Here is a 22,736-nt window from a genome sequence, read left to right on the forward strand (position 1 = left end):
TTCCGTTTCGGAATCCATCCAAAGCGCACAAGCCAGGCGTGCGGGCTATCGGATGGATCGGGCGATTCACCGTCTCCTTAGATCAAACACTCACTTAGAGCGTGACTCATTTGGGGACGGTCGTTGAATCGTGCGTGGATGCGTTCCTTCAGCGACTGGTCCCTGATGAGTTGCGGGAGCTGTTTCAGCGGATCGTCTCGCCGGCGCCCACCCGGCCGCAAGGCGGCGGTCGACGGCGCGTGGACGATCGGATGATCCTGGCCGCGATCGTGTACGTGGCCACCACCGGGCGCGCGCTGATCGGCCGGCTCAGCGCAGTCGGTCGTAGACCATGGCGATCTCGCCCAGCTCGCCGGTCTCCTGGTGTGTGAGCGTCCACTTCGAAGCCGGCAGGCCGTCGTCGAACAGTCGCTGCCCACCCCCGGCGATCTCAGGGAAGATCATGAGGTACAGCCGATCGAGCAGGCCTGCCGAGAGGAGCGCCTTGATGACGCTTGCGCTGCTGTTGACGAGGATGTCGCCCTCACCGGTGGCCTTGAGTTCGGTGACGACGTCCGCGGCGGGGGCGTTCACCACGCGGGTGCGTTCCCACGGCGCTTCGGTCAAGGTGGTCGAGAAGACCACCTTTTCCGTGTCGACCAGCCACTTCGCGTAGCCGCGATCACGCGGATCGGCGTTGTCGTCTTCGGCGACCGACGGCCAGTACCTCATGAATCCCTCCGCATTGAGTCGGCCGAGCAGCGCCGTCGTCGCGCCTTCCCAGATGCGGGTCATGTGGTCTCGCGCGACTTCGGTGGTCACATACGGGGCGAACGGCCCGAAGTCGCTGGGCCCGCCGGGACCGTTGTAACGCCCGTCGAGGGTGAGGCTCAGGTTCGCTGTCACCCTGCGGTCGGTTGAGTCGGTCATTCAGTGCTCCTTGTATCGGTGTCGTGCCGGGTGCTGTCGGTGCTGTCGGAATCCGAGGCGAGGGTCGCCGCGAGTTTGTCGAGGCTCTGGCCGAAGCCGATCTCGATGCCTGCGACGAAGTCCGCGGAGTCGACTGTGCTGTCGGTGATCTGGAAGTGGACGTCGAGGTCTGTGCCGGTGTCGGTGGGTTGGAGGCCGAGGTCGAGGTGGGCGGTGAAGGCGAGAGCGCCGTCGGGAAGCAGCGGGGAGAGCCGGTAGACGAGGCGCTCACCGGGGCGTACGTCGTCGACGACTCCCTGTGCGCGCCCGGCGGGCAGGTCGGAGCCGTCGACGTCCTCGGCATCGCGGTACTCATGGACGATCCGCCCACCCGGTCGCGCTTCGAAGACGAGCTCGGAGACGCGCAGGTCGTCCGGCGTCCACCATCGGGCGAGCAGGGAGGCCTCGGTCAGGTGGCGCCAGACCAGTTCGGGGCGCCCCGTCAGCGACCGGAGGAACCTGAACGAGCGGCCGTCGGCCCACCCCGGTTTTTTCGCGGCGAGCCGCTCCGCGTGGAGGCTGAGCCCGTAGCGGTCGTAGGTCTCGCGCGGGCCATCGGCATGGTCCGCGGTGTCGGCGAGCCGGTTGAGCGCAGCCGCCAACTCCCGCAGAGGACCGGGTTGGAGCGCGTAGATGCGGCGCTGGCCGGTGCGCTGGGAGGTGACGACGCCGGCACGCTCAAGGGCTTGCAGGTGCTTGGTCGTCTGCGGCTGGCGCGCCTCGGCGAGCCGGGCAAGGACGCCGACCGGCCGGGGCCGCTCGGCCAGCAGGGTCACGAGCCGCCAGCGGGCCGGGTCGGCCAGTGCGGTGAGGAGGGCGTCCATGGGGAAAGTATTCACCATAGAGAATATTCGCGTCAAGGAATATGTATGGATCGGCTGGACGGCGTCGGCTCGGCTGGGCCGGGTCTGGCTGAAAGGTCTCCAATCGTCACAGAACGACGGTCTCGGGCCGCGACGATCAGCAGGCTTGCGCGACAGCGCTCCCCTCGCCGAGACTGAAACTTGTCGATGGATCCGGCAAGGGAGTCGGCGACGAGGCCGGCACCGTGGGCACCGTGGGCACCGCCATCGACCAATGACTGCGGCTCGCCTTCACTCGCGCCGATCAGGTCGGTCAGGGTGCCGGGAAGTCGGCGAGGTCGCGGCCGGCGCCGTCGGGACCGGTGCCGCCCGCCAGGAGCAGCACCCGGTCGGGCCTGTTGGGGCAGGGCAGGCGTTCGGCGTTCAGGGCTCGATCTGTGCCTGGCCGGCACACCGGTGATCGGCGAGTGGCCGGAGGATCAGCCCTCCGGCCACCCGAAACGCGGTAGGGGTCAGCGCGGACGGCGGCGCGGGAGCATGTCGTCGTCGGGGAGAGGCGCGGGAGCATGTCGTCGTCGGGGAGAGGCGCGGTGCGCGCGGCCGGCGGGGAAGTGGTGACCTCGGCCCAGCGCCGCAGGGTCGCCGTCGCGGCCTCGCGGTCGGCCTCGGGCAGCGCGGCGATGTTCGCCCTGTGGTTGGCGCCCGGCGCGACGTACAGGTGGGAGTCGTTCCGGCTGGGGGTGAACCGTTCCGCGCCCCACGGGTCGTTCTCGCCGTAGACGAACATCATCCTGCTGGAACGCCCGCGGACCCAGTGGTCCACGTCCAGCATCGGCAGGGGGTTGTGCGCTGTGCGCAGCTCGGCGGGGAGCACCGAGTTGGGCTGGTACAGGCCGCGGTAGCGGGTCAGGCCGCGCAGGTGGTCGAACCTCAGCTCGGGCCAGCCGAGTTGCTCGGCCGCCTGGCGGTAGTACGGGAGGTAGTACTCCAGGCCCTGGTCGGTGTAGAACGAGAAACCGGCGACGGAGTCGATCCAGTCGTAGATCTCCTCGTCGGTGGCCGTGGCCGGTGGCACGTCCGGGCAGTCGTCGACGCCGAGGTACTGCCAGAACGCCCACACCGTGTCGAGCACCGTCATCTCGAACGAGCGGTCGGCCGTGCCCAGCGTCCGGGTGAAGGTCTGGTCGTTCTGCGCGGCCTCCGCCTCCAGGCGGGGCACCAGCCGGTCGCGGCGCTTGAGCGCCTCCTTCTGCACGTTCTCCAGCGCGCTGCGGCAGGCCGCGTCGCCGACGGTCGCGAAGAACCTGTCGTACGCCCCGTCGAGGGGGTTGATCCGATCGTTCGGCGCGACGTAGGCCACCACGCCGTCCACGTCGTCCGGGTAGAAGCGCCGGTGGTAGACCGAGGTCATGCCGCCCTTGCTCGCGCCGGTCTGGATCCACTTACCGGAGTAGATCGTCCTGAGCGCCTGGACGATGCGGTGCTCGTCGGTGGCTTCCTGCCAGATGTCGAGCTTGCGCCAGTCCGCGGGCTCCGGCCGGGACGAGCGGAAGAAGCGGTGCTCGACCGAGACCTGGTTGCCCTCGAGCAGCCGGGTCGGCTCGGTCCGGGAGGCCGTCGGGTTCACGGCCAGGCCGTACCCGCCGGTGTAGAGCACCGTCGGCGCGTCCTCGGCGCGGTGCAGCAGGGTGAGCCGCTGCTGGTACGTCCCCCGGCCGGGACGCAGGTGGTCCACCGGCTGGGTGAAGGTGAGGACGAAGAACCGGTGGCCGCTCGCCTGGGTCTCGGAGACCACGGTCAGGCCGGGGACGGCCCGGAGCCTGGCCGCCAGGTCGTCGTCCACCACGGGGGAGGCCGACGCGGCCGACACGGCCGACACGGCCGACACGGTGGCCGGGGACGTGAGGGACAGCGCGGCCGCCGGGGTGGGCGGCGCGAGGGAACCGGCGGTGAGCAGCGAGAGGACGAGGGCGGGAAGTGCCCGGGTTCGCACGGTCGTGTCTCCTGGGGGTGGGGGAGGAGGCCGGGGACCACGTGGCCGGCGGGGGAGGGGTGTCCTCTCCGCGCGACCGTCGGGAAACAGGCGCTATGAGATTGTCCCGCCTACATTCGCTGGATTTCGGAGGGTGTTCAAGAGGATCGGATCATGTGGAGGGCCGTTCCCATGGGCCTTCCGGGCGGGAGCGAGGCCGTGACATGTGGAGGGCCGTTCCTGCGGGCCTTCCGGGCGGTAGCGAGGCCGTGAGGGGGTCGTTCCCGGTGCTTCCGTTGACAGGTCGTCTCCGGTGCTCCCGGCCGGAAGGGGCGTGAAAGGTCGTTCCCGGTGCTTCCCGGCAGGGAGCGGGACCGCGGGCGCGCGTGCCCGTGCGAAGGGCGACGGTAAGAACCCGCCGGTCCTGCGGCGAGCCCGCAGACGCGCGCGGATCCGTCCTGTAGCGTCCGGAGAGGGACGCTCGTCGCGGTGAAAGACGTCCGTGCGCCGCCCCGGTGTTCCGGGAAGGACGTCGCAGCTGGGGATCGGGAGAGACGCATGCCGCTTCCGCAGGACGGTCACGTGCACAGCCAGTGGTCCTGGGACGCGCTCGCCGGTTCCATGGAGGGCACCTGCGAGCGGGCGGTCGAGATCGGGCTGTCCTCCCTGGCGTTCACCGAGCACGCCGACTTCACCCCCTGGACCCTGCGCGAGGACACCGAGATCCCGGACGCCTGGCGGGTACTGGTCACCGACGGGGTGCTCACGCCTCCCGAGCTCGACCTCGACGGCTACCTGGAGTGCCTGCAGCGCTGCCGCGACCGCTTCCCGGACCTGCGCATCCTGTCGGGTGTCGAGCTGAGCGAGCCGCACCGGCACGGCCACCGGTTCGACCGGGTGCTGCGGGCGGGGAGGTTCGACCGGGTCCTCGGCTCGGTGCACTCCATAACGGCCGGCGCAGGGTTCGACGAGGTCTCCGGTCTCTACCGGGACCGGCCACCCGCCACGGTCGTGCGCGACTACCTGGCCGAGGCCGTGCGGCTGGTCGAGGGGTACGACGACTTCGAGGTGCTCGCGCACATCGACTATCCGATCCGGTACTGGCCGGCCGGGGCCGAGCCCTACGACCCGGCCGCGTTCGAGGAGGAGTACCGCGCCGTCCTTCGGGTCCTCGCGGGCTCGGGCAGGGCACTGGAGGTGAACACCCAGGTGCCCCTGCACCCGCAGATCGTGCGGTGGTGGCACCGGGAGGGCGGCCAGACCGTCGCCTTCGCCAGCGACGCGCACGAGCCCGCGCTGCTGGCCCGGGGTCTCGCCGAGGCGAGCGCGATGGTCGAGGCCTGCGGGTTCCGGCCGGGAGCGCACCCGGACGACTTCTGGAGACGGGCCTGACGGCCCTTCCGGCTGCTTGCAGGACCGGTCCGGCCCGCTCCTCACGCGTCATGCCGACGTGGTCGGCCACCCCTCGGCGGCCGCGAACCCGGCGAACCGGACGGCGTTGCGCACGGCCGCGCCACCGGGGTCGTTGTTGAAGTACACGTACACGTCGCACCGGTCGTCCCACGTCTCGCCCAGGCGGCGCAGCCAGGAGCGGAGCGCGTCGTCACCGTACGAGGGCCAGGGGTTGGCGCGGCCCTCGTGGAACCGCAGGTAGCCCCAGTCGGCGGTCCGCCACAGCGGCGTCTGCGGGCGGCCGAGCCGGTCCGCCCAGCACAGGGCCGCGCCGTGCGCCGCGAGCGTCTCACGGACCGGGTCGCTCCACCAGGACTCGTGCCGCGGCTCGACCGCGATCCGCACGTGCGCGGGGAAGCAGCCCAGGCACGCGTCGAGCAGCCCGGCGTCGGCGCGCAGCGTCGGCGGGAGCTGCAGCAGGATCGGCCCCAGCCCGTCCCCGAGGCCACCGGCCGCCGCCATCAGGCGCTCGACCGGCTCCTGCGGGTCCTTCAGCCGTTTGATGTGGGTGAGGAAGCGGCTCGCCTTGACCGCCATGACGAACGTCCGCGGGGTGCGTTCCCTCCAGTTCTCGAAGGTCTCGCGCGCCGGGAGGCGGTAGAAGCTGTTGTTGTTCTCGACGGTGCCGAAGGTCTCGGCGTACCGCTCCAGCCAGAGCCGCTGGGGCACGCCGGACGGGTAGAACTCCCCGCGCCAGTCGGCGTACTGCCAGCCGGACGTTCCCACCAGCATCATCGGAGTTCGGCCCCCGCCTCCCGCTGCTCGGCTTCCGGTTCCCCGTCTTCCCGGCCCGCGGTCCCGCGCGGGCCACGATCCGCTCCCCGTACGAGCCTTCTCCTTCCCGGTGTGCCCGGTGGCATGCCGCCGGGCGTGCGGCACTCCTCCTCCGTGACCGGTTCACCGGCCCTCCCTGCCCGGTTACTCATGAAGTGTCATAAATCCTCGCTGTCCATTGACATTGGGAAAGCGCTTTCCTACGGTGTGTCTAACCGTCGTCGAGAGCGTTCGTGAGCGACGCGCACCCACCGGGGGAGATCCCGGACGCAGGTCCCGCAGACCTGCCGGACCAGCGAGGAGTTCGGTTGTGAGAATGAGATTCGGCGCCAGGGCCGCCGTGGTGACCGCGGTGGTCGCGGTCACCGCCTCCGGATGGGCGGTCGCCGGCGCGGCCGCCGCGGCCCCGGCCGCCGGGGCGTACACCCTTGTCAACGCGGGCAGCGGCCTGTGCCTGGGCGTTCCCGGAGCGGCCGGCTCCGACGGCGTGCAGCTGGCGCAGGAGGGGTGCGACGGCGGCACCGACCAGACCTGGAACCTGACGGCGGCCGGGGCCGGGTTCCTGCTCAAGGCCGCGCACAGCGGGAAGTGCGCCGGTGTCCAGGGCGCGAGCACCTCCGCGGGCAAGGCCGTGCAGCAGGAGGGATGCTCGGGCGCGACCTCGCAGACCTGGAACCTGACCGCCTCGGGGCCGGCCTACCGGGTGGCCAACGCCAACGGCGGCAAGTGCCTCAACACCAAGGACAACTCCACCGCCTCCGGCGCGCTGATCCAGCAGAACTCCTGCGACTCGGCCGCCACCAAGCAGTGGCGCCTGGTCCCGGCGGGCGGCGGCAACCCCGACCCGACCCCCACCCCGACGGTCACCCCGACCCCCACGGTCACCCCGACGGTGACGCCCTCCCCGACGCCGACGGTGACCGCTCCCCCCGGTAACGCGAGCGGCCTGGTCGGTTTCGCGACCCTCACCAAGTACGGCCGCAGCGGTACCAACGGCGGTGCCGGCGGGCAGACGGTGACCGTCTCCACCTACGCGCAGCTGGCGGCGGCCGTCGCCGACGACACCCCCCGGATCGTCCGCGTCTCGGGCACGATCACCGGTGGCGGCGCCGACATGCTGGACGTCGGATCGAACAAGACCGTCATCGGCGTCGGGTCGAACGCGACGATCAGCGGGTTCGGTCTCGACGTCAACGGGTGGGGCCCGGACGAGGTCGCCTGGGGCGGTGACCTGTGCGACCCCGCGGAGAGGGACAGGTTCACCCACGTCCAGAACGTGATCATCCGTAACCTGACCTTCCGGAACTCCCCGGACGACTCGATCAACGTGCAGTGCTACTCCCACCACGTGTGGATCGACCACAACACCTTCCACCCGGCCGGTGACGGGTCGGTGGACATCAAGCGCGGCTCGGACCTGGCGACGGTCTCCTACAACCGCTACGTCGGCACCGACAAGTCCATGCTTCTCGGGCACAGCGACGGCAACGGCGCACAGGACAGCGGTTACCTGAACGCCACCTACCACCACAACTGGTTCGACGGGTCGAACACCCGTCACCCGCGGGTCCGGTTCGGGTACGCCCACCTGTTCGCCAACTACGTGGAGGTCGACGACTACTTCATCGGCCTGGGCGTGGGCGGCAGGATCTACGCCGAGAGCAACCACGTGAAGAGCGCGAAGACCATCACGCAGGACTTCGGCGACGCCAAGCTGACCTGGACGAGCAGTAACTTCTACGACATCGCCACGATCCGTCGGGCGCAGAGCAGCGGCAGCACCATGAGCGACTGGCTGCGCGCCGACGGCAGCGTCACGCGTCCCTCGTACGCCTACTCGGCCGGTTCGGCCTCGGCCACCCCGCCTGCCGCCGGTGCCGGTGTCGGCGGCGCGGACACGATCCCGCAGTAGCCTTCCCACCCCTGTCCGGGCGTGCGGTGCCCGGACACCACCCTCGCCCCGGCCCCGTCCGGACTCGTCTCCTCCCCCCGACGAGTCTGGACGGGGCCGAGGTCGTCCCGGGGACGGTACGGGGGGTGCCGTCCCGGATCGCGGTCCCGCCGGATCTCCTCCGGGAGGGGGCGGGGGTTCCCGGGCCACGGTCCGGTAGAGGGTGTTCTGCCGACAGAGTTCGGGGCAGGCCGAAAATCACGTGCGGGCACGGCGGGCACATGGCCATCATGGAGGACGTGAACGTGCGCATCGATGATCCTCATCGGCTCGGAGAGAGCCGGCTTCCCGACGGGCGGACGCTGGGCTGGGCGGAGTGGGGGCCGCCGGACGGCGTCCCGGTGCTGCTCTGCCCGGGAGCGGCCACGAGCCGGTGGCTCGGGTTCGGCGCGGACGCCGTCGACGCGCTCGGCGTTCGCCTGATCTCGGTGGACCGGCCGGGCCTCGGCGCCTCCACACCCGCTCCCGGCCGGACGTTCTCCGGATTCGCCGACGACATCCGGCACCTCGCCGGACTGCGCGGGCTGGGATCCCCCGTGATGGTCGGCAACTCCCAGGGCGCGCCGTTCGCGCTCGCGTGCGCGGTGGAGGGGATCGTCCCGGCGCTGGCCGTCGTGTCCGGCGCGGACGAGATCGCCGCGCCCGAGCGGGCCGGGGAACTGCCCGCGCAGCTGCGCGAGCTCGTCGCCACGACCGTCCGCGACCCGGACGGCGCGGAGAGGATCTTCGCCGGTCTCGGCCCGGCCGCGATGTGGGACATGGTCACCGCGGGAAGCCCGCCCTGCGACCTGGCGGTGTACACCACCCCCGCCTTCGAGGCCGCCTACCGGCGTGCCCTGGACGAGGGATTCGGCCAGGGACCGGCCGGTTACGCCCGCGACACCGTCCTGGCCATGGGACGATGGCCGTTCGACCTCGGGAGGATCACCGTTCCGGTCGACGTCTGGTACGGCGAGCAGGACACCGGCCACTCGCCCGACCGGGGGGCCACGCTCACCGCCCGGATCCCGGGCGCCGTCCGGCATCTCGTGCCGGACATCGGCGGCGCGGTGCTGTGGACCCACGCCGAGCCGATCCTGCGCGCCCTCCTGCGGAACGCGGGCGTGACGCGGTAGATCCGCGCGGGACGTGACCGCCACGCCGCGGACCCCGGTACGGAGGAGCGCGGGTGGGCCGTCGTACGGTGGCCTTTCATCCGGGTGTCCTTCACCCGGACATGAGAAAGTCGTCGCCCGGCCGATGAGCCGGCCCGGCCGGTGACGTTTCACATGCATGACACTTCTTCAGGATCTGGACATGACGCAGGAGGGGTCGGCGTTCGCCGAGCGGGCCGGGCGGTACCGCCGCGAGCTGCACGTGCACTGCTACCGGATGCTGGGCTCGTTCACCGACGCCGAGGACCTGGTGCAGGAGACGCTCCTGCGCGCCTGGCACCACCGCGACGGCTTCGACGGCGGCCCCGATCTGCGCGCCTGGCTGTACCGGATCGCGACCAACGCCTGCCTGGACGCGATCCGCCGTGACGCGCGACGGGCCGGGCTGCTGCGCTCGTTCGCGGACGTGCCGTGGCTGCAGCCGTACCCCGACCGGCTGCTCGACGAGATCGCGCCCGCCGAGTCCGAGCCGGACGCCGTCGTGGTCGCGAGGCAGACGATCGAGCTGACGTTCCTGGCGGTCATCCAGCTGCTCCCGGCCCAGCAGCGGGCGGTGCTCGTCCTGCGGGAGGTGCTGGGCTGGTCGGCGCGGGAGACCGCGCAGACGCTCGGGACCAGCGTGACCGCGGTCAACAGCGCTCTGCAGCGGGCGCGGGGCACGCTGCGCGGGCACTCTCCGGACCGGCCGGCCGGTGAGCCGAGCCCGTGGGAGCGGACGCTGCTGACCCGCTACGTCGACGCGCACGCCCGGTGCGACACCGAGGCGCTTGCCGCGCTCGTCCACGACGACCTGCGCGTCACGATGCCGCCCCACCCGCTGTGCCACGAGGGCCCCGAGGCGCTGGCGCCGTTGTTCGAGCGCGCCTTCGGCCCGGGGCGCGCGGGCGAGTGGAGGCTGCTGCCCACCATGGCCAACCGGCATCCGGCCGCCGCCTGCTACCTGCGTCGGCCCGGCGACACCGTGTACCGGGCGGCCAAGCTGGACGTGCTGCGGGTCCGGGGTGACGCGATCGCCGAGTTCACCACCTTCGGCGCCGGCCTGTTCCCCGCCTTCGGCCTGCCCGCCACGTTGCCCGGGGACACGCCCGCTCCACCGACCGGGGAGACGCCCGCCACCCCGATCGGGAAGACGTCCGCCCGGCTCACCGGGGAGACGTCGTGAACGAGGTCCTGTTCCTGCCGGCGTCCGAGGCCGCGGGCATGATCCGGCGCCGGGAGATCTCCTCGGCCGAGCTGACCGAGGCGCTGTTCGCCCGGATCGACGCGGTCGGCCCCGCGCTGAACGCGGTCGTGGAGCTCCGGCGTGAGGAGGCGCTCCGGGACGCGGCCGCGGCGGACCGGGCGCTGGCGCGCGGCCGGGAGACCGGGCCGCTGCACGGCGTCCCGATGACGATCAAGGACGCCTTCGACGTCGCGGGATCGCACACCACCTGGGGCGATCCCGCCTCCGCGGGCTTCACGGCCGCCTCGGACGCCACCGTCGTCAGGCGGCTGCGCGGGGCCGGCGCGATCATCGCGGGCAAGACCAACGTGGCGTTCATGCTGGGCGACTTCGCGCAGACGGCCAACGAGCTGTACGGCGTGACGAACAACCCGTGGGACACCGCGCGCACCCCGGGCGGCTCCGGTGGCGGGTCGGCCGCCGCGCTCGCCGCGGGCCTGACGTTCCTGGAGTACGGGACCGACCTGGTGGGGTCCATCCGCATCCCGGCCGCCTTCTGCGGGGTGTACGGGCTCAGGCCGAGCACCGGGATCGTCCCGCTGGGCGGGTTCTCGCCGCCGGGCGTCCCGCCGGGTCCCGACGAGGCGGCGTACATGACCTCGGCGGGGCCGCTCGCCAGGTCGGCCGGTGACCTCAGGACGGCGCTGGGCGTCACCGCGGGCCCCGACGGGCAGGCCGCCAGGGCCTGCTCCTGGACGTTGCCGCCCTCCCGCCACACCCGGACGGCCGGCTTCCGCGTCGGTTTCGTCCTCGACCACCCGCGGGCACCGGTCTCCGCCGAGGTCGCGGGACCGCTCTCGGATCTCGTGGACGCCCTCGCCCGTACCGGGGCGACCCTCGTGGAGGGCTGGCCGGACGGGGTGGACCCGGTCCGGGAGGCCGAGTCGTTCGGCTTCCACGTCGGGCTCTTCCTCGCCTCCCAGGGGCCCGGCGGGGAGTTCGCGCCGTTCCCGGCGATCGTCGAGCAGCAGAACCGGCGGACGGCCGCCCGCGCCGCCTGGAACGCCCACTTCGGCGACGTCGACGTGTTCCTGTGCCCGGTCACCTTCACGCCCGCCTTCCCGCACGACCCGCGTCCCTTCGAACAAAGGGTGATCGTGACGCCCGAGGGGGAGCGGCCGTACGGGGACCTGCCGTTCTGGATCTCCCACGCCTCCCTGCCGGGGCTGCCCGCGGTGGCCGCGCCGATCGGGCGCACCCCGGGCGGGCTCCCGGTCGGGGTCCAGGTCATCGGCCCGCTCCACGAGGACGACACCGCGATCACCTTCGCCGAGCTCCTCGCGGACGTGACCGGCGGCCCGGGACGTCCTCCGATCTGAGGACGGCTCCCGCGCCCGCTCGGAAACGGCCCGGCCCGGCTACCTTGGGAGAGGTGGAAGAGAACCGGGCCCGGAGGGTCGTCGACGCGTTGCGCGACCGTGGCATCAACGCCCAGCTGGCCAGGGGCGGTCATCACATGGGGGTCCGGGTGCTGCTGCCGGGCGGCCGGGAGGCCGACTGGGACACCGACGGCACGGCCGGTCTCGAGGCCCAGGTGATGCGGAACGGGATGCTGGTCGGCTTCGTGCCGGTGATCGAGGGGTCCGAGGACTACGACGAGGAACAGATCGTCGACGCCATCGCGCGGACCGACTACGACCAGCCCATCGCCCGGCAGCGCGCGACCGCGCCACCCCCGGCCGAACCGCTTCCCCGGGTGGGCGGGGTCTTCCGCCGGTTCCTGGACGGCTTCCGCTACCGCTGACCGGTTCCCCGCTGCCGACCGGGTGCGCGCCCCCACCCCGCGCCCCGCCTCGGCCCCCTCCCGGTCCCACCTCACCAGGACGGGTGGGCGTCGTCCCGGCCGTCCCGCGCCGCGTCCAGGGCGTACTCGGGCGACAGCACGCCCATCTGGGCGATCTTGATGCCGGCCTGGAAGCGGCTGGTGGCGCCCAGCTCGTCCATGATGGCCGACATGTGCCGACGGCAGGTCCTGGCCGCCATGCCGAGCCGGTTGGCGATCACCTCGTCCTTGAGGCCGGACGCCATCATCCGCAGCAGCGAGAGCTTGATGTCCGCGGAGACCTCGTCGTAGCTCACGTCCCTGCCCTCGAACGGCATGGCGCCCGCCCAGACCCGTTCGAAGCCCCGGTAGAGGAAGTCCACCACCACCGGATGAGTGATCATCGCCGCGCCCGAGGGGGCGTCGCCCTGCGGGTCCGCGGGGATGAAGGCGATCTGCCGGTCGAAGATGAACATGCGCTCCAGGCTTTCGGAGGTGGTGCGGACCAGCCCCCCGTGCTCGACGGTCCGGGCGACGTAGGAGCGCATGCCCAGGCTGGCGCGGGTGGTGTGCTGGAACAGCATCCGCCGGGTGATGCCGCGCTTGAACATCGACGCCTCGGTGGAGACGGCGTCGGCCCGGCGGCCCTCGCGCTTCCAGCCGCCGGGCCGCATGACGACCACCTCCCGGGTGCACCGCAGGCTCGCCGCGTCGATCTCCCGCTGGACCTCGGCGGGATCGGACACCAGGTACACGCCCTCGGTGCCCTGGGGACGGGCGGCGGCCCGCGCCAGGTCCTCGGAGATGCGCTGGATCCGGCGGGTGTTGACGTCGATCGCCTGTTCCCGCCGCCTGATCTCGTCGGCCAGCGGTTCGTTCAGCACGGTGAGCGCCAGGTCGGGATGGACCGGGATCAGCGTCCCCTCCGTGTCCTTCTCCATCAGCAGCTTGAGGTCCAGCAGGTTCTCGCAGGCCTCGGCCGCCTCCGCCGGGCCCATGCCCAGCTCGGACGCCACCGTCCCGGCGTTGATGTGACCGCACATGATCGCGTACCTGTACACGGCGACGGCGGTGTCCATGAGTTCCGGCGGAGCCGCCGGAATGTCCGTACGCATGTTGGGTCGTTCACCTCCACGGCACTCGAACGTCACGGCACGGGGCTGCAGACCAGCCGGAACTGGGACGCGGTCTTCACGATGGCCTTCTCCACGTCGTCGGTGCACGCCCCGCGGAACCGGAACCGCGCCCCGACGTGCTCGTAACCGCCCACCCGGGGCACCAGGCGTCCCACCGGCGGCACGACCCGCGCGTACGGGCCCTCCTGCGGGTCGATCCGCAGCTCGGCCGAGACCACCCGGCAGGGAGCCGGTACGGGGGTCGGCACCAGCAGCCAGCCACCGGTCTCCCAGGTGGCCGGCACCCGTAGCGAGGGGGTACGGCCGAGCTGGACGTCGGCGGCGGCGGCCATCAGGTCGATGCCGTGGACCTCCCGCCACAGGAAGGGGATCTCGGCGCCGCCGACCCGGTACCCCGCCTCCAGGAAGGTGATGCGCGGCAGGCCGTCGCCCCCGGACCCCACGAACACCTCCAGGTGGAACACCCACGGCCGGTCGCTCAGGGCACCGGCCACGGCGGCGGTGAAGTCGCCCAGCGGGCCCAGCAGGTCCGGGTCGTCGACCTCCACGGAGCCGAGCACCTCGCCGACGGTGAAGTCCACGCAGGTGTTCAGGTACCGCGACGCCCGCCAGGGGCCCAGCTCCGTACCGGTCCACAGGCCGTCGACGTGGTAGACCGGGTCGGGACAGAAACGCTGCACCAGCCGCGGTTCCGGCGGCAGGTCACCGAGCGCGGACACCTCCCCGGCGGAGTCGAGCCGCAGCACGCCCCTGCTGGCGGTGCCGCGCCGGGGCTTGACCACCACGGGCCAGCCGTGCGCGTCCGCGAAGTCCAGCACGGCCTCCGGGCCGGGCGCGTCGGCGAAGGCGGGGACCGCGAGACCGGCCGCCGAGACCGTCCGGACCATCGTCAGCTTGTCGCGGAACCGGGCCAGCCGGTCCGGCCGCTGCCCCGGGTACCCGAGGTGGGCGCGGAGCCGGGCGGCCGTGTCGAGGTCGCCCTCGTTGAGCGCGAGCACCCGGGCCGGGGGGCCGAAGCGCGCGGTCAGCGTCTCGGCGGCCGCGCGCACCGCCCCCAGGTCGTCGGTGGCCGGGACCGTCACGATCTCCGCGGCGGTCTCCGGTACGGACGCCCTGCCCAGCTCGGTGGTCACGTAGCTGACCCGGTGGGCGTGGTGGTCGATGTAGTGCTCGTACAGCGCGTGCCGGTCGCGCCAGCGGTGGATCACCAGGATGTGGTCCGTCATGGCCGTTCCGCGGAGATCCAGTAGGTGCGAGCGCGCCGGTTCCAGCGGCGGCGCAGGGGGTCGCGCGTCACCCGGGCCAGCAGGCCGGCCGGGGTGATCACCAGGTAGTAGGCGGAGAGAAGTGCCACCTTGCGCATCGGGGATGCGTTCCTTTCTCGGACGTACGGGGAGGCGGGCACGTACGGGCACGCGGGCACACCGGGCACGCGCACCCGAGGGCACGCGGGTACGCGCACCCGAGGGCACGGCGGCCGCGAGGGTCACCGGCACGTGGCCGCGGGCGGGAGGGGCGGGTGCCCGGGTCAGTCCAGCGGGATGGCCTCGCGCCAGTCGTTCTCCTCGCGCCACTTCGGCTGGGCCGTCTTGTCCAGCAGGAAGCCGCCCATGGCCAGCAGGTCGATGTTGGTGCGCATGAAGCAGGCGTACGCCTCGCGCGGGGAGTTCACGATCGGCTCGCCGCGGACGTTGAACGAGGTGTTCACCAGCACCGGGCAGCCGGTCTCCTCCTTGAAGGCGGCCAGCAGCCGGTGGTAGGCGGGGTTGTTGTGCTCGGTGACGGTCTGCACCCGCGCGGACGAGTCGACGTGGGTGACCGCGGGGATGGTGGACCGCTGCACGCGGAGCAGGTCCAGCCCGGTCACGCCGCCGGTGTCGGCGGCCTCGATCCGCTGCGCCGCCGAGACCCCCGCCACCACGAGCATGTACGGGCTGTCCTGCTTGAGGTCGAAGTAGTCCTTGGCGTCGGAGGCGAGCACCGACGGCGCGAACGGCCGGAACGACTCCCTGAACTTGATCTTGAGGTTCATCTCCGACTGCATCCCGGTGTCCCGCGGGTCCCCGAGGATGGAACGGGCTCCCAGCGCGCGGGGCCCGAACTCCATCCGTCCCTGGAACCATCCGGCGATCCTGCCCCTGGCCAGCTCGGCGGCGACCCGGCGGGCCAGCTCGTCCGGCTCCAGCCGCGTGTAGGGGATGCCCTCGGCGTCCAGGTAGGCGCCGATCTCCTCGTCGTCGTAGGCGGGCCCGAGGAGCGACCCCGACATCCCGTCCCGCCCGGTGCCCAGGTGCGCGCGGGCCGCGCCCCGCTCGGAGGCGACGACGAGGGCGGCGCCCAGGGCGCCTCCGGCGTCACCGGCGGCGGGCTGGATCCACACCTCGTCGAAGACCTCCTCCTGGATCACCTTGCCGTTGGCCACGCAGTTCAGCGCCACCCCTCCGGCCAGGCAGAGCCGGGACTCGCCGGTCACCCGCCGGGCCGTACGGGCCAGGGCGAGCACGACCTCCTCGGTGACCTGCTGCACCGAGGCGGCCAGGTCGAACTCGCGCTCGGTGAGGGGGCCTTCGGGCAGCCGGCGCGGCCCGTCGAAGAGCCGCTCGAACCCGCGGCCGGTCATCACCTGCCCGCGCAGGTACTCGAAGTAGCGCATGTCCAGCCGGAACGAGCCGTCCGGCTTCAGGTCGATCAGCCTCTCCCTGATCAGGTGGGCGTAGCGGGGCCGGCCGTAGGGGGCCAGGCCCATCAGCTTGTACTCGCCCGAGTCCACCTTGAAACCGCAGAAGTAGGTGAACGCCGAGTACAGCAGCCCCAGCGAGTGGGGGAAGCGCAGCTCCGCGAGCTGCCGCAGCCGGTTCCCCCGCCCGTGCCAGAGCGTGGTCGTCGCCCACTCGCCGACCCCGTCGATGCAGAGCACCGCGGCGCTCTCGTACGGGCTGGGCAGGAAGGCGGACGCGGCGTGGGACTCATGGTGGCGGCGGATCACGATCCGCGGCACCCTTCCGGCGTCCAGCTCGGCGAGCCTGCGCCGCAGGGTCGTGGCGACGTCCAGCTTCCAGGAGAGCCACTCGGGAAGGGTGGCGCTGAACGAGGCGAAGCCCCGCGGAGCCGCCCCCAGGAAGGTCGACACCACCCGCCGGAACTTCAGCTTCGGGTCTTCGTAGTAGGCGACCGCGGACACGTCGCCCAGGTCCGCCCCCGCCTCGCGCAGGCAGTACTCCACCGCCCGGGACGGGAAGGCGGAGTCGTGGCGGCGGCGGGTGAAGCGTTCCTCCTGCGCCGCCGCGACGGGGACCCCGTCGGCGACCAGCGCGGCCGCGCTGTCGTGATAGTAGGCCGAGATGCCCAGGACCAGGTCTGACACGGGCGTGCTCCTTCAGGGGGCTGCGGAGGGGTGCTGCGGAGGGGGGCTCAACGGGAGTCGCGGGGCGCTCGTGCCCGGCGTGCGGCCTGGCGGGCCCAGAACCCCCTCGGCGGGTTGAGTGACCGGTAGCCGGCCCGGACCCGTCCCCAGGCCCGCGCCTGGGCGCCGGTTCCCCGGGAGGAGGGCAGCGCCGCCATGTAGGTGTCGACCGCGTCCGCGGCCCACGCGGAGTGACCGCTGGCGACGTTGTCGATGGTGTTGTGGATGTCGACGAACCGGGTGCTGAACCCGTGCTTCCTGAGGGCGATGCGGGCGCGCCGGTAGGTGCCGCCGACCCCGGACAGCTCCATGGCCAGGTTCAGCCCCAGCACCTCGGGCATGAACGTCTGCGGGAACCGGCCGATGCTGAGCCAGTACACCGGCAGCTCGAACGAGCTCTCCCGCAGGCCCGGCCAGCGCGCGAACTCGGGCGTCCCGGTGGGCGGCAGCTCGATGCCCATCTCCGCGAGGACCTGGCGGTAGATCAGCGGATGGTTCAGTTTCACCTCGCCGTTCCCCAGCTCGTCCCAGTAGGTCTCGAAGAGGGAGTGGCCGATCTCGGAGGAGGCGTGCTCGTAGTCGGTGAACCCCTGCAGCCAGCTCCCGTCGATCAGGGTCAGCGGCGCCAGCTGGAGGGTGGAGTCGATCAGCTCCTCGCGCGACGGCACCGGTACGTCGGCGTTCTCCTCGAACTCGCGCCCGTGCCGGTCGTGCTGCTCGGCCAGCCAGGGCCGCAGCCCCTCCGGGCTCCACCGCTCCGGGAGCTGCAGCTCGCCGTTGTCGATCCCGTGCCGGGACCGGGCGAGCCAGCGGTGCACGTACGTCAGCGCGAAGCGGCGCAGGGCCGGGGTGTCGGTCCTGCGCTGCAGCAGGTGGTAGGCCTCCCGCAGTCCCGACGGGGTACGTCCTTGCTCCGGCGGGGCGGCCTGCAGCGACGGCAGCACCAGCGGGTCCGGGCCGGGAACGGCCGGGGGCGGCACGGCCGCCGGCCCGTCCCCACCGGCGGGGAGCGCGTCGATCCAGCGGCGGATCACCGACAGGTCCTCGGGGCCGAAGACCCGGAACATCGGCCCGCGCTCACCGACCAGGCCGTTGACCAGCGAGCTGGCCGACGAGCGCCCGGGTTTCACCAGGCGGCTCCCGGCCAGCGCCTCCAGCAGCGGCCCGGGGTCGGTCCGGCTCTGCTTCAGCCACTCCGACAGCGACCGGCCCTGCAGCGTGAAGTCGTGGTGGTAGACCGAGCCCTCGCGGGACCTGATCCTCAGCAGCTCGGCCATCTCGTACGCGGGGTCGAGGGAGGCGTCGAGCTCGGCGTGCAGGTCGTCGCTCCAGCGTCGCAGCGCGGCCAGGGCCCAGCCGAAACCCAGCGCCACCCGCTCCGCGTCACCCCCGGCGGGGCGGGACACGGCCCCCCTTCCGCCGGGCGCCGCGTCGAGAAGCGCCTCCACCGCGACGCGGCTCTGCTCGGCCCCGGAGCGCCATCCGGCCTGCCGGACGGTGCCCGGATCGATCGCGGTCCAGTCCGTGGCCGCCGGATGCGCCTGCCTGACCAGGGTGAGCGCGGGCGGCAGCCCGGCGGAGCGCAGGCACAGGTCGGCGCCGAGGATCTCCGGCCGGAAGTCGTCCGGGCGGCGGCTCATGCCCAGCAGCAGGGCCGGCAGGTAGAAGGCCCCGTCGGCGATCCGCCGCTCCAGCGCGAGCCGGGTCCGCGGGACGGCGTTCTCCGACAGCAGCAGGTGACGCAGCAGGACGAGATAGGCGCTGCCCCGGGAGGCGCGGGGATGACCGACGCCCACGTCGGAGGCGTACAGGGTGAGGATGTCGAGCACCACGGCGTCGTCGGCGTTCCCCGGGGAGCTCAGCCACTGCAGCCACGCCCCGGACGCCAGGCCGAGCGGGGCGCAGCCGAGCGCCGCCCGGCGGACCAGGACGTCGCCGGCGCCGGGCGGGCCGGAGGAGGCGCGCTCCATCAGGGACCGGTAGCGCTCCCTGTCCTGCCCGGCCCAGGTCGCGGCCTGCTCCACGAGATCGTCCAGCCGTGGCGTGCCGTCGTGCGGGCCGGCGAGCCGCCGCAGTTCGGCGCGGATCTCCTGGACGAACCCGCCCGCCGGGAACGAGCCCTCCGGATCGCCGGCCTTCGCGTACAGCGTCCTGGAGGTGGATTCCGTCCCGCCCCGGGGTTGCGCCTCCGGGGGAGATGTGTGTGACGTACGACGTCGCACCTTCCTGCCCTTCCTTCGTGTCTCAGGGACCCGTCCCCGGCGAGCCGGGGATCGCACGGGCTCGTCAGAACATGGGGTAGATGGACGCGTCGTCCTTCTTCTTTTTCTTGGGCCTGCGGCCGAAAAGCCTGGACAGCACCCTTCGCACGAACGACATGACGGCACACGTTCCTTTCGGGGGTTCGGTTCGGTTCGGGACGGGCCTTCGGGACCTGCGGGCCCTCGGGCCGTGGGGGAGGCATGGTCGGGCCTGGTCGGCTTGGGCCGGGTCAGGTCGGGCCTGGTCGGGTCAGGTCAGGCCGAGGGAGTCGGCCAGGATCCGGGAGACGATGTCGTGCCCCTCGTCGGTGAAGTGGGCCCGGTCCACGAAGAGCCAGTCCTGCTCCCGCACGGCCTCGGAGAGCACCGGGTTGATGTCGAAGAAGTCGATCTTCTTCTTCTCGCAGGCGTCGCGGAGCGCCTCGGCGTAGGCGCGGCCGGCCTCCTTGGTGGCGATGTCGCCGTAGAGCGACCAGAAGTTGGACTTCTCGTCCAGCTCGCCGAACAGCAGCCTCTCCTGCGGGGCGTGCTCCTCCCTGACCCAGGTGGCGAGCGGCTGCATCACGAAGGAGAGCCGCGCCCCGGTCTGCCCGGCCAGCAGGCGCCAGCCTTCGAGGTGGCGGACGGTGAGGTCCGCCGCGTAGGAGATGCGGTCCGCCAGCGGCGGCACCGGCGCCTCCTCGGGCGGGGCGGCCCTGCGCTCGGCACGCCGGCCGAAGACCACGGGCGCCTTGCGATGCCGGGCGCGCAGCTCCTCCATCTGCTCGAAGTACTCGCCGCAGCTGAAGAAGCCGCCGTGGTCCCCCCGCTGCCACTCGGGCAGCCGGGCGAGCGCCAGGTTGTTGAGCCCGGAGAAGACGACGATCTCCTCGATCTCCGGGAGCAGGTGACGGTAGAGCAGGAAGAGCGACAGCTCCTGCGTCGAGTTGTAGCTCCGTCCGGCGAAGTTCAGCCAGGGCACCGACGGCGCGTACTCGGTCCACAGCCGGGACGGGATCGTGGCGGCGTCGGTCGTGGAACCGATGCCGAACGCGGTGGAACTGCCTGCGAACAACCGCACCGGGCCGCGCGGCAGGTCACCGCCGGCGGAGGCGCGGGCACCGGCGCCGTGGGAGATCCGGAAGCCGAGCGCGTCGGTGTTGATCACCTCGGAGCGGTAGCCGACCCGGTGGAAGTACATCAGGTAGGGAAGCCACCGGGTCTCCGAGCGGTGGTCGAAGTCGTCGTACCGCAGCATTTGAGGCGTGAGGGCAGCGCGCTGCGACTTCACAGGTGATTCCTCCTTGGTCGTGGCCGTCGGCCGCCCGCGCCGATGGCGGGCGGCCCGAGGCCGCGATGACGAAAAGGTCTTCGTGCCGGTGCCCTGGCGTATTCGGGCATGGCAAAAGTCAAAGCTGGTGCGTCATCGAACGCTGATATCCACTGAGGGAGGTTTGTCTTGAGCGGCGTCCTCGTCGCAGCCGACCTGTCACCCCGATTTTTCCCGTGTCCTGCGCAAGGGCAGGGGGAATTGGCTCAACCACGACAAAGGTAGCAAGGCGCCCGTGCGCTATCAAGCTCTTGATTGACATATATCCATGTGATAACAGCGGTTATCCGTTTTAGCGGTCCGCATTTGTTAACGGAGGATGTACTCGAATATCACGATGGGTGACCCCGTGTATTCGAGGTCGTTTTCCATGCCGACGGGGAGGCGTGTCCGGGCCGACCGCGTGATCCGCTGACCGATTCTCCGGTGCGTCCGGCCTGGCCACGGCCCCGGCTCCGGTGTGATCACCATAGGGAGAGGGTGCCGCCGTGGTGTGGTCATCGCACCAGGACAGAGCGGTGTTCGGATGTCGTGACCGGCGCTGGAACCGGGCGCTCGCGGTCGGTGAACAATCAAGACCGCCAAAAACACAATAAAAGACCGATATCAATGAAAAGGTGCGTTGAATCGGACACGAATGGGCGCGCGCACCATCGCCCCCTTCTTTTTCGTCCGCATCCCGCGGCTTACGGGACCCATGAAAAACGGCCCGCCGGTGACGGCGGGCCGTAAACAGTGAAATGACACCGTGCGGAGGGCGTCGAACCGGCGGCGGCGTGTGCCGATCCGTCACCCGACGGAAATAAATACGAGTCGACGTGGAATTCTCACGAAGAGCTTCCGGGCGGTCACACCATTTTGTTCTGCCGATTCATCCGCCGTGTCCTCCTTCATGAGGAGGGCTCAGGAATCGTTCTCGGAGGAGGGGAAGAGCGGGCCGCGGTGCACCTTGTGCTGGGCCGCCTGCGCGAGCGGCCGCACGACCAGCTGGTCGATGTTGACGTGGGGCGGCAGGCCGATCGTCCACGCGATGCACTCGGCGACGTCCTCGGCGACGAGCGGCCGGTCCACGCCGGAGTAGATCGCAGCGGCCTTGCCGGCGTCGCCACGGAAGCGGTTGAGGGCGAACTCCTCGGTGTGCACCATGCCCGGCGCGACCTCCACCACCCGGATCGGCTCACCCGCCAGCTCCAGCCGCAGCGTCTGCACCAGCGCGTGCTCGGCGTGCTTGGCCGCGCTGTAGGCGCCGCCGCCCTCGTAGTTCACGTAGGCCGCGGTCGAGGTCAGGGTGACGATCGTGGCGGTGCCCGCGGCACGCAGCAGGGGCAGCAGCGCCTGGGTGACGTGGAGCGTGCCGAGCACGTTGATCTCGAAACTACGGGCCCAGTCGGCGGGGTCGCCCGTGCCGACGGACTCCGAGCCGATCGCCCCACCGGCGTTGTTGACCAGCACGTCACACCTGTCCAGCGCCGCGGCGAGAGCGGCGACGGACTCGGGGTCGGTGACGTCGAGGTGAAGCGCGCGCCCGCCGATCTCGTCGGCGAGCTCCCGCAGCCGGTCCAGGCGGCGAGCCGCCAGCACCACGTCGTATCCGTCCTTCGCAAGCCGTCTGGCCGTCGCCGCGCCGATTCCACTGCTCGCACCGGTCACAACCACGGTTCCGGTCATCAAATGCTCCCATCGGCCGGCGATTCACGAGAAACGAACACTGGGCAGAAGCAACAACGTATCAAGCCCCGAGAATCACGGAACCGCCGTTTCATCTGCTGGACGGACGCCCGCCCGTGCCGGTTCCCCCTGGATCGCCCGGGGGCGGAGATCGGCCCTCTGCCTCCGCGCGTGTTCCTGGAGCGACCTCACATCGTGGTCACTCCATGCCATCGCCTGGATGCCTTGGACGGCTGCGGCCAGGCCCTGGACGGTGGTGATGCAGGGAATGGCGCGCAGGACCGCGGCGGTGCGGATCTCGTAGCCGTCCAGGCGGGGTCCTGCCTGTCCGGGGCTGCCGAAGGGGGTGTTGACGATGAGGTCGATCTCGCCGTCGAGGATCTGTCCCACGATGGTCGCCTCGCCTTGGGGGCCGGTGCCTTCGCTGTGCTTGCGCACGATCTTGGCATGGACGCCGTTGCGGCGCAGTACCTCGGCGGTGCCTTCGGTGGCCAGGATCTCAAAGCCCAGGTCGGCCAGGGCCTTGACGGGGAAGATCATGGCGCGTTTGTCGCGGTTGGCCACCGACACGAACGCCCGCCCCTTGGTCGGCAGGGATCCGTAGGCGGCGGCCTGGGACTTGGCGTAAGCGGTGCCGAAGAAGGCGTCGATGCCCATCACCTCGCCGGTGGAGCGCATCTCCGGCCCCAGCACGATGTCCACGCCTCGGAAGCGGTTGAAGGGCAGTACGGCTTCCTTGACCGCGATGGGCGCATCCAAAGGGAGGGTGCCGCCGTCGCCGGTGGCGGGTAGTAGTCCTTCGGTGCGCAGCTGGGTGATGGTGGCGCCCAGCATGACGCGGGCGGCGGCCTTGGCCAAGGGGACGGCGGTGGCTTTGGAGACGAACGGCACGGTGCGGCTGGCGCGCGGGTTGGCCTCCAG

17 protein-coding genes and 2 pseudogenes are annotated in these 22,736 nt (G+C 71.6%); 7 read left to right on the forward strand and 12 right to left on the reverse strand.

The window, feature by feature from the left end:
• Positions 1-134 precede the first annotated feature (134 nt).
• A pseudogene (locus ACIBCT_RS39900) lies at positions 135-290 on the forward strand (IS5/IS1182 family transposase); the annotation flags it as partial.
• A 19-nt stretch (positions 291-309) separates the two neighbouring features.
• Here ACIBCT_RS39900 and ACIBCT_RS39905 read toward each other — a convergent pair.
• From ACIBCT_RS39905 to ACIBCT_RS39915, 3 genes are all read right to left on the reverse strand, one after another.
• The gene (locus ACIBCT_RS39905; RefSeq protein ID WP_399197250.1) at positions 310-909 is read right to left on the reverse strand and encodes a dihydrofolate reductase family protein; all 600 of its coding nucleotides are present in this window, start codon (positions 907-909) and stop codon (positions 310-312) included.
• Complete coding sequence (locus tag ACIBCT_RS39910; RefSeq protein ID WP_399197252.1) at positions 906-1,772, reverse strand: metalloregulator ArsR/SmtB family transcription factor; 867 nt, start codon at positions 1,770-1,772, stop codon at positions 906-908. Before ACIBCT_RS39910 ends, ACIBCT_RS39905 begins: the two co-directional genes overlap by 4 nt.
• A 292-nt stretch (positions 1,773-2,064) precedes the next feature.
• On the reverse strand, positions 2,065-3,744 hold the full coding sequence (locus ACIBCT_RS39915; protein ID WP_399197253.1) for a S28 family serine protease: 1,680 nt from the start codon (positions 3,742-3,744) through the stop codon (positions 2,065-2,067).
• 537 nt (positions 3,745-4,281) lie between these two features.
• Here ACIBCT_RS39915 and ACIBCT_RS39920 point away from each other — a divergent pair.
• Positions 4,282-5,115: a PHP domain-containing protein gene (locus tag ACIBCT_RS39920; protein ID WP_399197255.1), complete on the forward strand. Its 834-nt coding sequence runs from the start codon at positions 4,282-4,284 to the stop codon at positions 5,113-5,115.
• A 48-nt stretch (positions 5,116-5,163) separates the two neighbouring features.
• Here the strand turns inward: ACIBCT_RS39920 and ACIBCT_RS39925 are convergent, their stop codons facing one another.
• Positions 5,164-5,910 (reverse strand): DUF72 domain-containing protein, encoded by a 747-nt coding sequence (locus tag ACIBCT_RS39925; protein ID WP_399197256.1) that lies wholly within the window; start codon positions 5,908-5,910, stop codon positions 5,164-5,166.
• A 355-nt stretch (positions 5,911-6,265) separates the two neighbouring features.
• Here ACIBCT_RS39925 and ACIBCT_RS39930 point away from each other — a divergent pair, with 355 nt between their 5' ends.
• The 5 genes from ACIBCT_RS39930 (at position 6,266) to ACIBCT_RS39950 (ending at position 12,020) form a co-directional block, all read left to right on the forward strand.
• Positions 6,266-7,861 carry an RICIN domain-containing protein gene (locus ACIBCT_RS39930; RefSeq protein WP_399197267.1) on the forward strand — a complete coding sequence of 532 codons (1,596 nt, stop codon included), beginning with the start codon at positions 6,266-6,268 and terminating at the stop codon, positions 7,859-7,861.
• A gap of 260 nt (positions 7,862-8,121) precedes the next feature.
• Positions 8,122-9,015, forward strand: coding sequence for an alpha/beta fold hydrolase (locus tag ACIBCT_RS39935; protein WP_399197257.1), 894 nt, complete (start codon positions 8,122-8,124; stop codon positions 9,013-9,015).
• 157 nt (positions 9,016-9,172) lie between these two features.
• Entirely contained in the window at positions 9,173-10,216 is a 1,044-nt protein-coding gene (locus ACIBCT_RS39940) for an RNA polymerase subunit sigma-70 (RefSeq protein ID WP_399197258.1), read from the forward strand.
• On the forward strand, positions 10,213-11,595 hold the full coding sequence (locus ACIBCT_RS39945) for an amidase family protein (RefSeq protein WP_399197259.1): 1,383 nt from the start codon (positions 10,213-10,215) through the stop codon (positions 11,593-11,595). The genes ACIBCT_RS39940 and ACIBCT_RS39945 overlap by 4 nt, the downstream gene beginning before the upstream one ends.
• Before the next feature lie 53 nt (positions 11,596-11,648).
• Positions 11,649-12,020: a hypothetical protein gene (locus ACIBCT_RS39950; protein WP_344898395.1), complete on the forward strand. Its 372-nt coding sequence runs from the start codon at positions 11,649-11,651 to the stop codon at positions 12,018-12,020.
• A 71-nt stretch (positions 12,021-12,091) separates the two neighbouring features.
• Here ACIBCT_RS39950 and ACIBCT_RS39955 read toward each other — a convergent pair whose 3' ends face one another.
• From ACIBCT_RS39955 to carB, 8 genes and pseudogenes are all read right to left on the reverse strand, one after another.
• Positions 12,092-13,153, reverse strand: coding sequence for a LuxR C-terminal-related transcriptional regulator (locus ACIBCT_RS39955; protein ID WP_399197260.1), 1,062 nt, complete (start codon positions 13,151-13,153; stop codon positions 12,092-12,094).
• Between the two features lie 32 nt (positions 13,154-13,185).
• Positions 13,186-14,400 (reverse strand): acetyl-CoA carboxylase biotin carboxylase subunit family protein, encoded by a 1,215-nt coding sequence (locus ACIBCT_RS39960; protein WP_399197261.1) that lies wholly within the window; start codon positions 14,398-14,400, stop codon positions 13,186-13,188.
• Positions 14,397-14,537: a hypothetical protein gene (locus tag ACIBCT_RS39965; RefSeq protein ID WP_399197262.1), complete on the reverse strand. Its 141-nt coding sequence runs from the start codon at positions 14,535-14,537 to the stop codon at positions 14,397-14,399. The genes ACIBCT_RS39960 and ACIBCT_RS39965 overlap by 4 nt, the downstream gene beginning before the upstream one ends.
• A gap of 165 nt (positions 14,538-14,702) precedes the next feature.
• On the reverse strand, positions 14,703-16,538 hold the full coding sequence (locus ACIBCT_RS39970; RefSeq protein ID WP_399197263.1) for a carbamoyltransferase: 1,836 nt from the start codon (positions 16,536-16,538) through the stop codon (positions 14,703-14,705).
• Between the two features lie 47 nt (positions 16,539-16,585).
• A complete protein-coding gene (locus ACIBCT_RS39975) occupies positions 16,586-18,799 on the reverse strand; it encodes an iron-containing redox enzyme family protein (protein WP_399197264.1) in 2,214 nt (737 codons plus the stop codon).
• 289 nt (positions 18,800-19,088) lie between these two features.
• Positions 19,089-20,108, reverse strand: a complete 1,020-nt coding sequence (locus ACIBCT_RS39980; RefSeq protein ID WP_399197265.1) for an SGNH/GDSL hydrolase family protein — start codon at positions 20,106-20,108, stop codon at positions 19,089-19,091.
• Between the two features lie 942 nt (positions 20,109-21,050).
• Positions 21,051-21,815, reverse strand: coding sequence for an SDR family oxidoreductase (locus ACIBCT_RS39985; RefSeq protein ID WP_399197266.1), 765 nt, complete (start codon positions 21,813-21,815; stop codon positions 21,051-21,053).
• 75 nt (positions 21,816-21,890) lie between these two features.
• Positions 21,891-22,736 (reverse strand): annotated as a pseudogene (gene carB / locus ACIBCT_RS39990) (carbamoyl phosphate synthase large subunit); the annotation flags it as partial.

It is taken from the genome of Streptosporangium sp. NPDC050855 (assembly GCF_044456585.1).
Lineage (GTDB): Bacteria > Actinomycetota > Actinomycetes > Streptosporangiales > Streptosporangiaceae > Streptosporangium > Streptosporangium longisporum.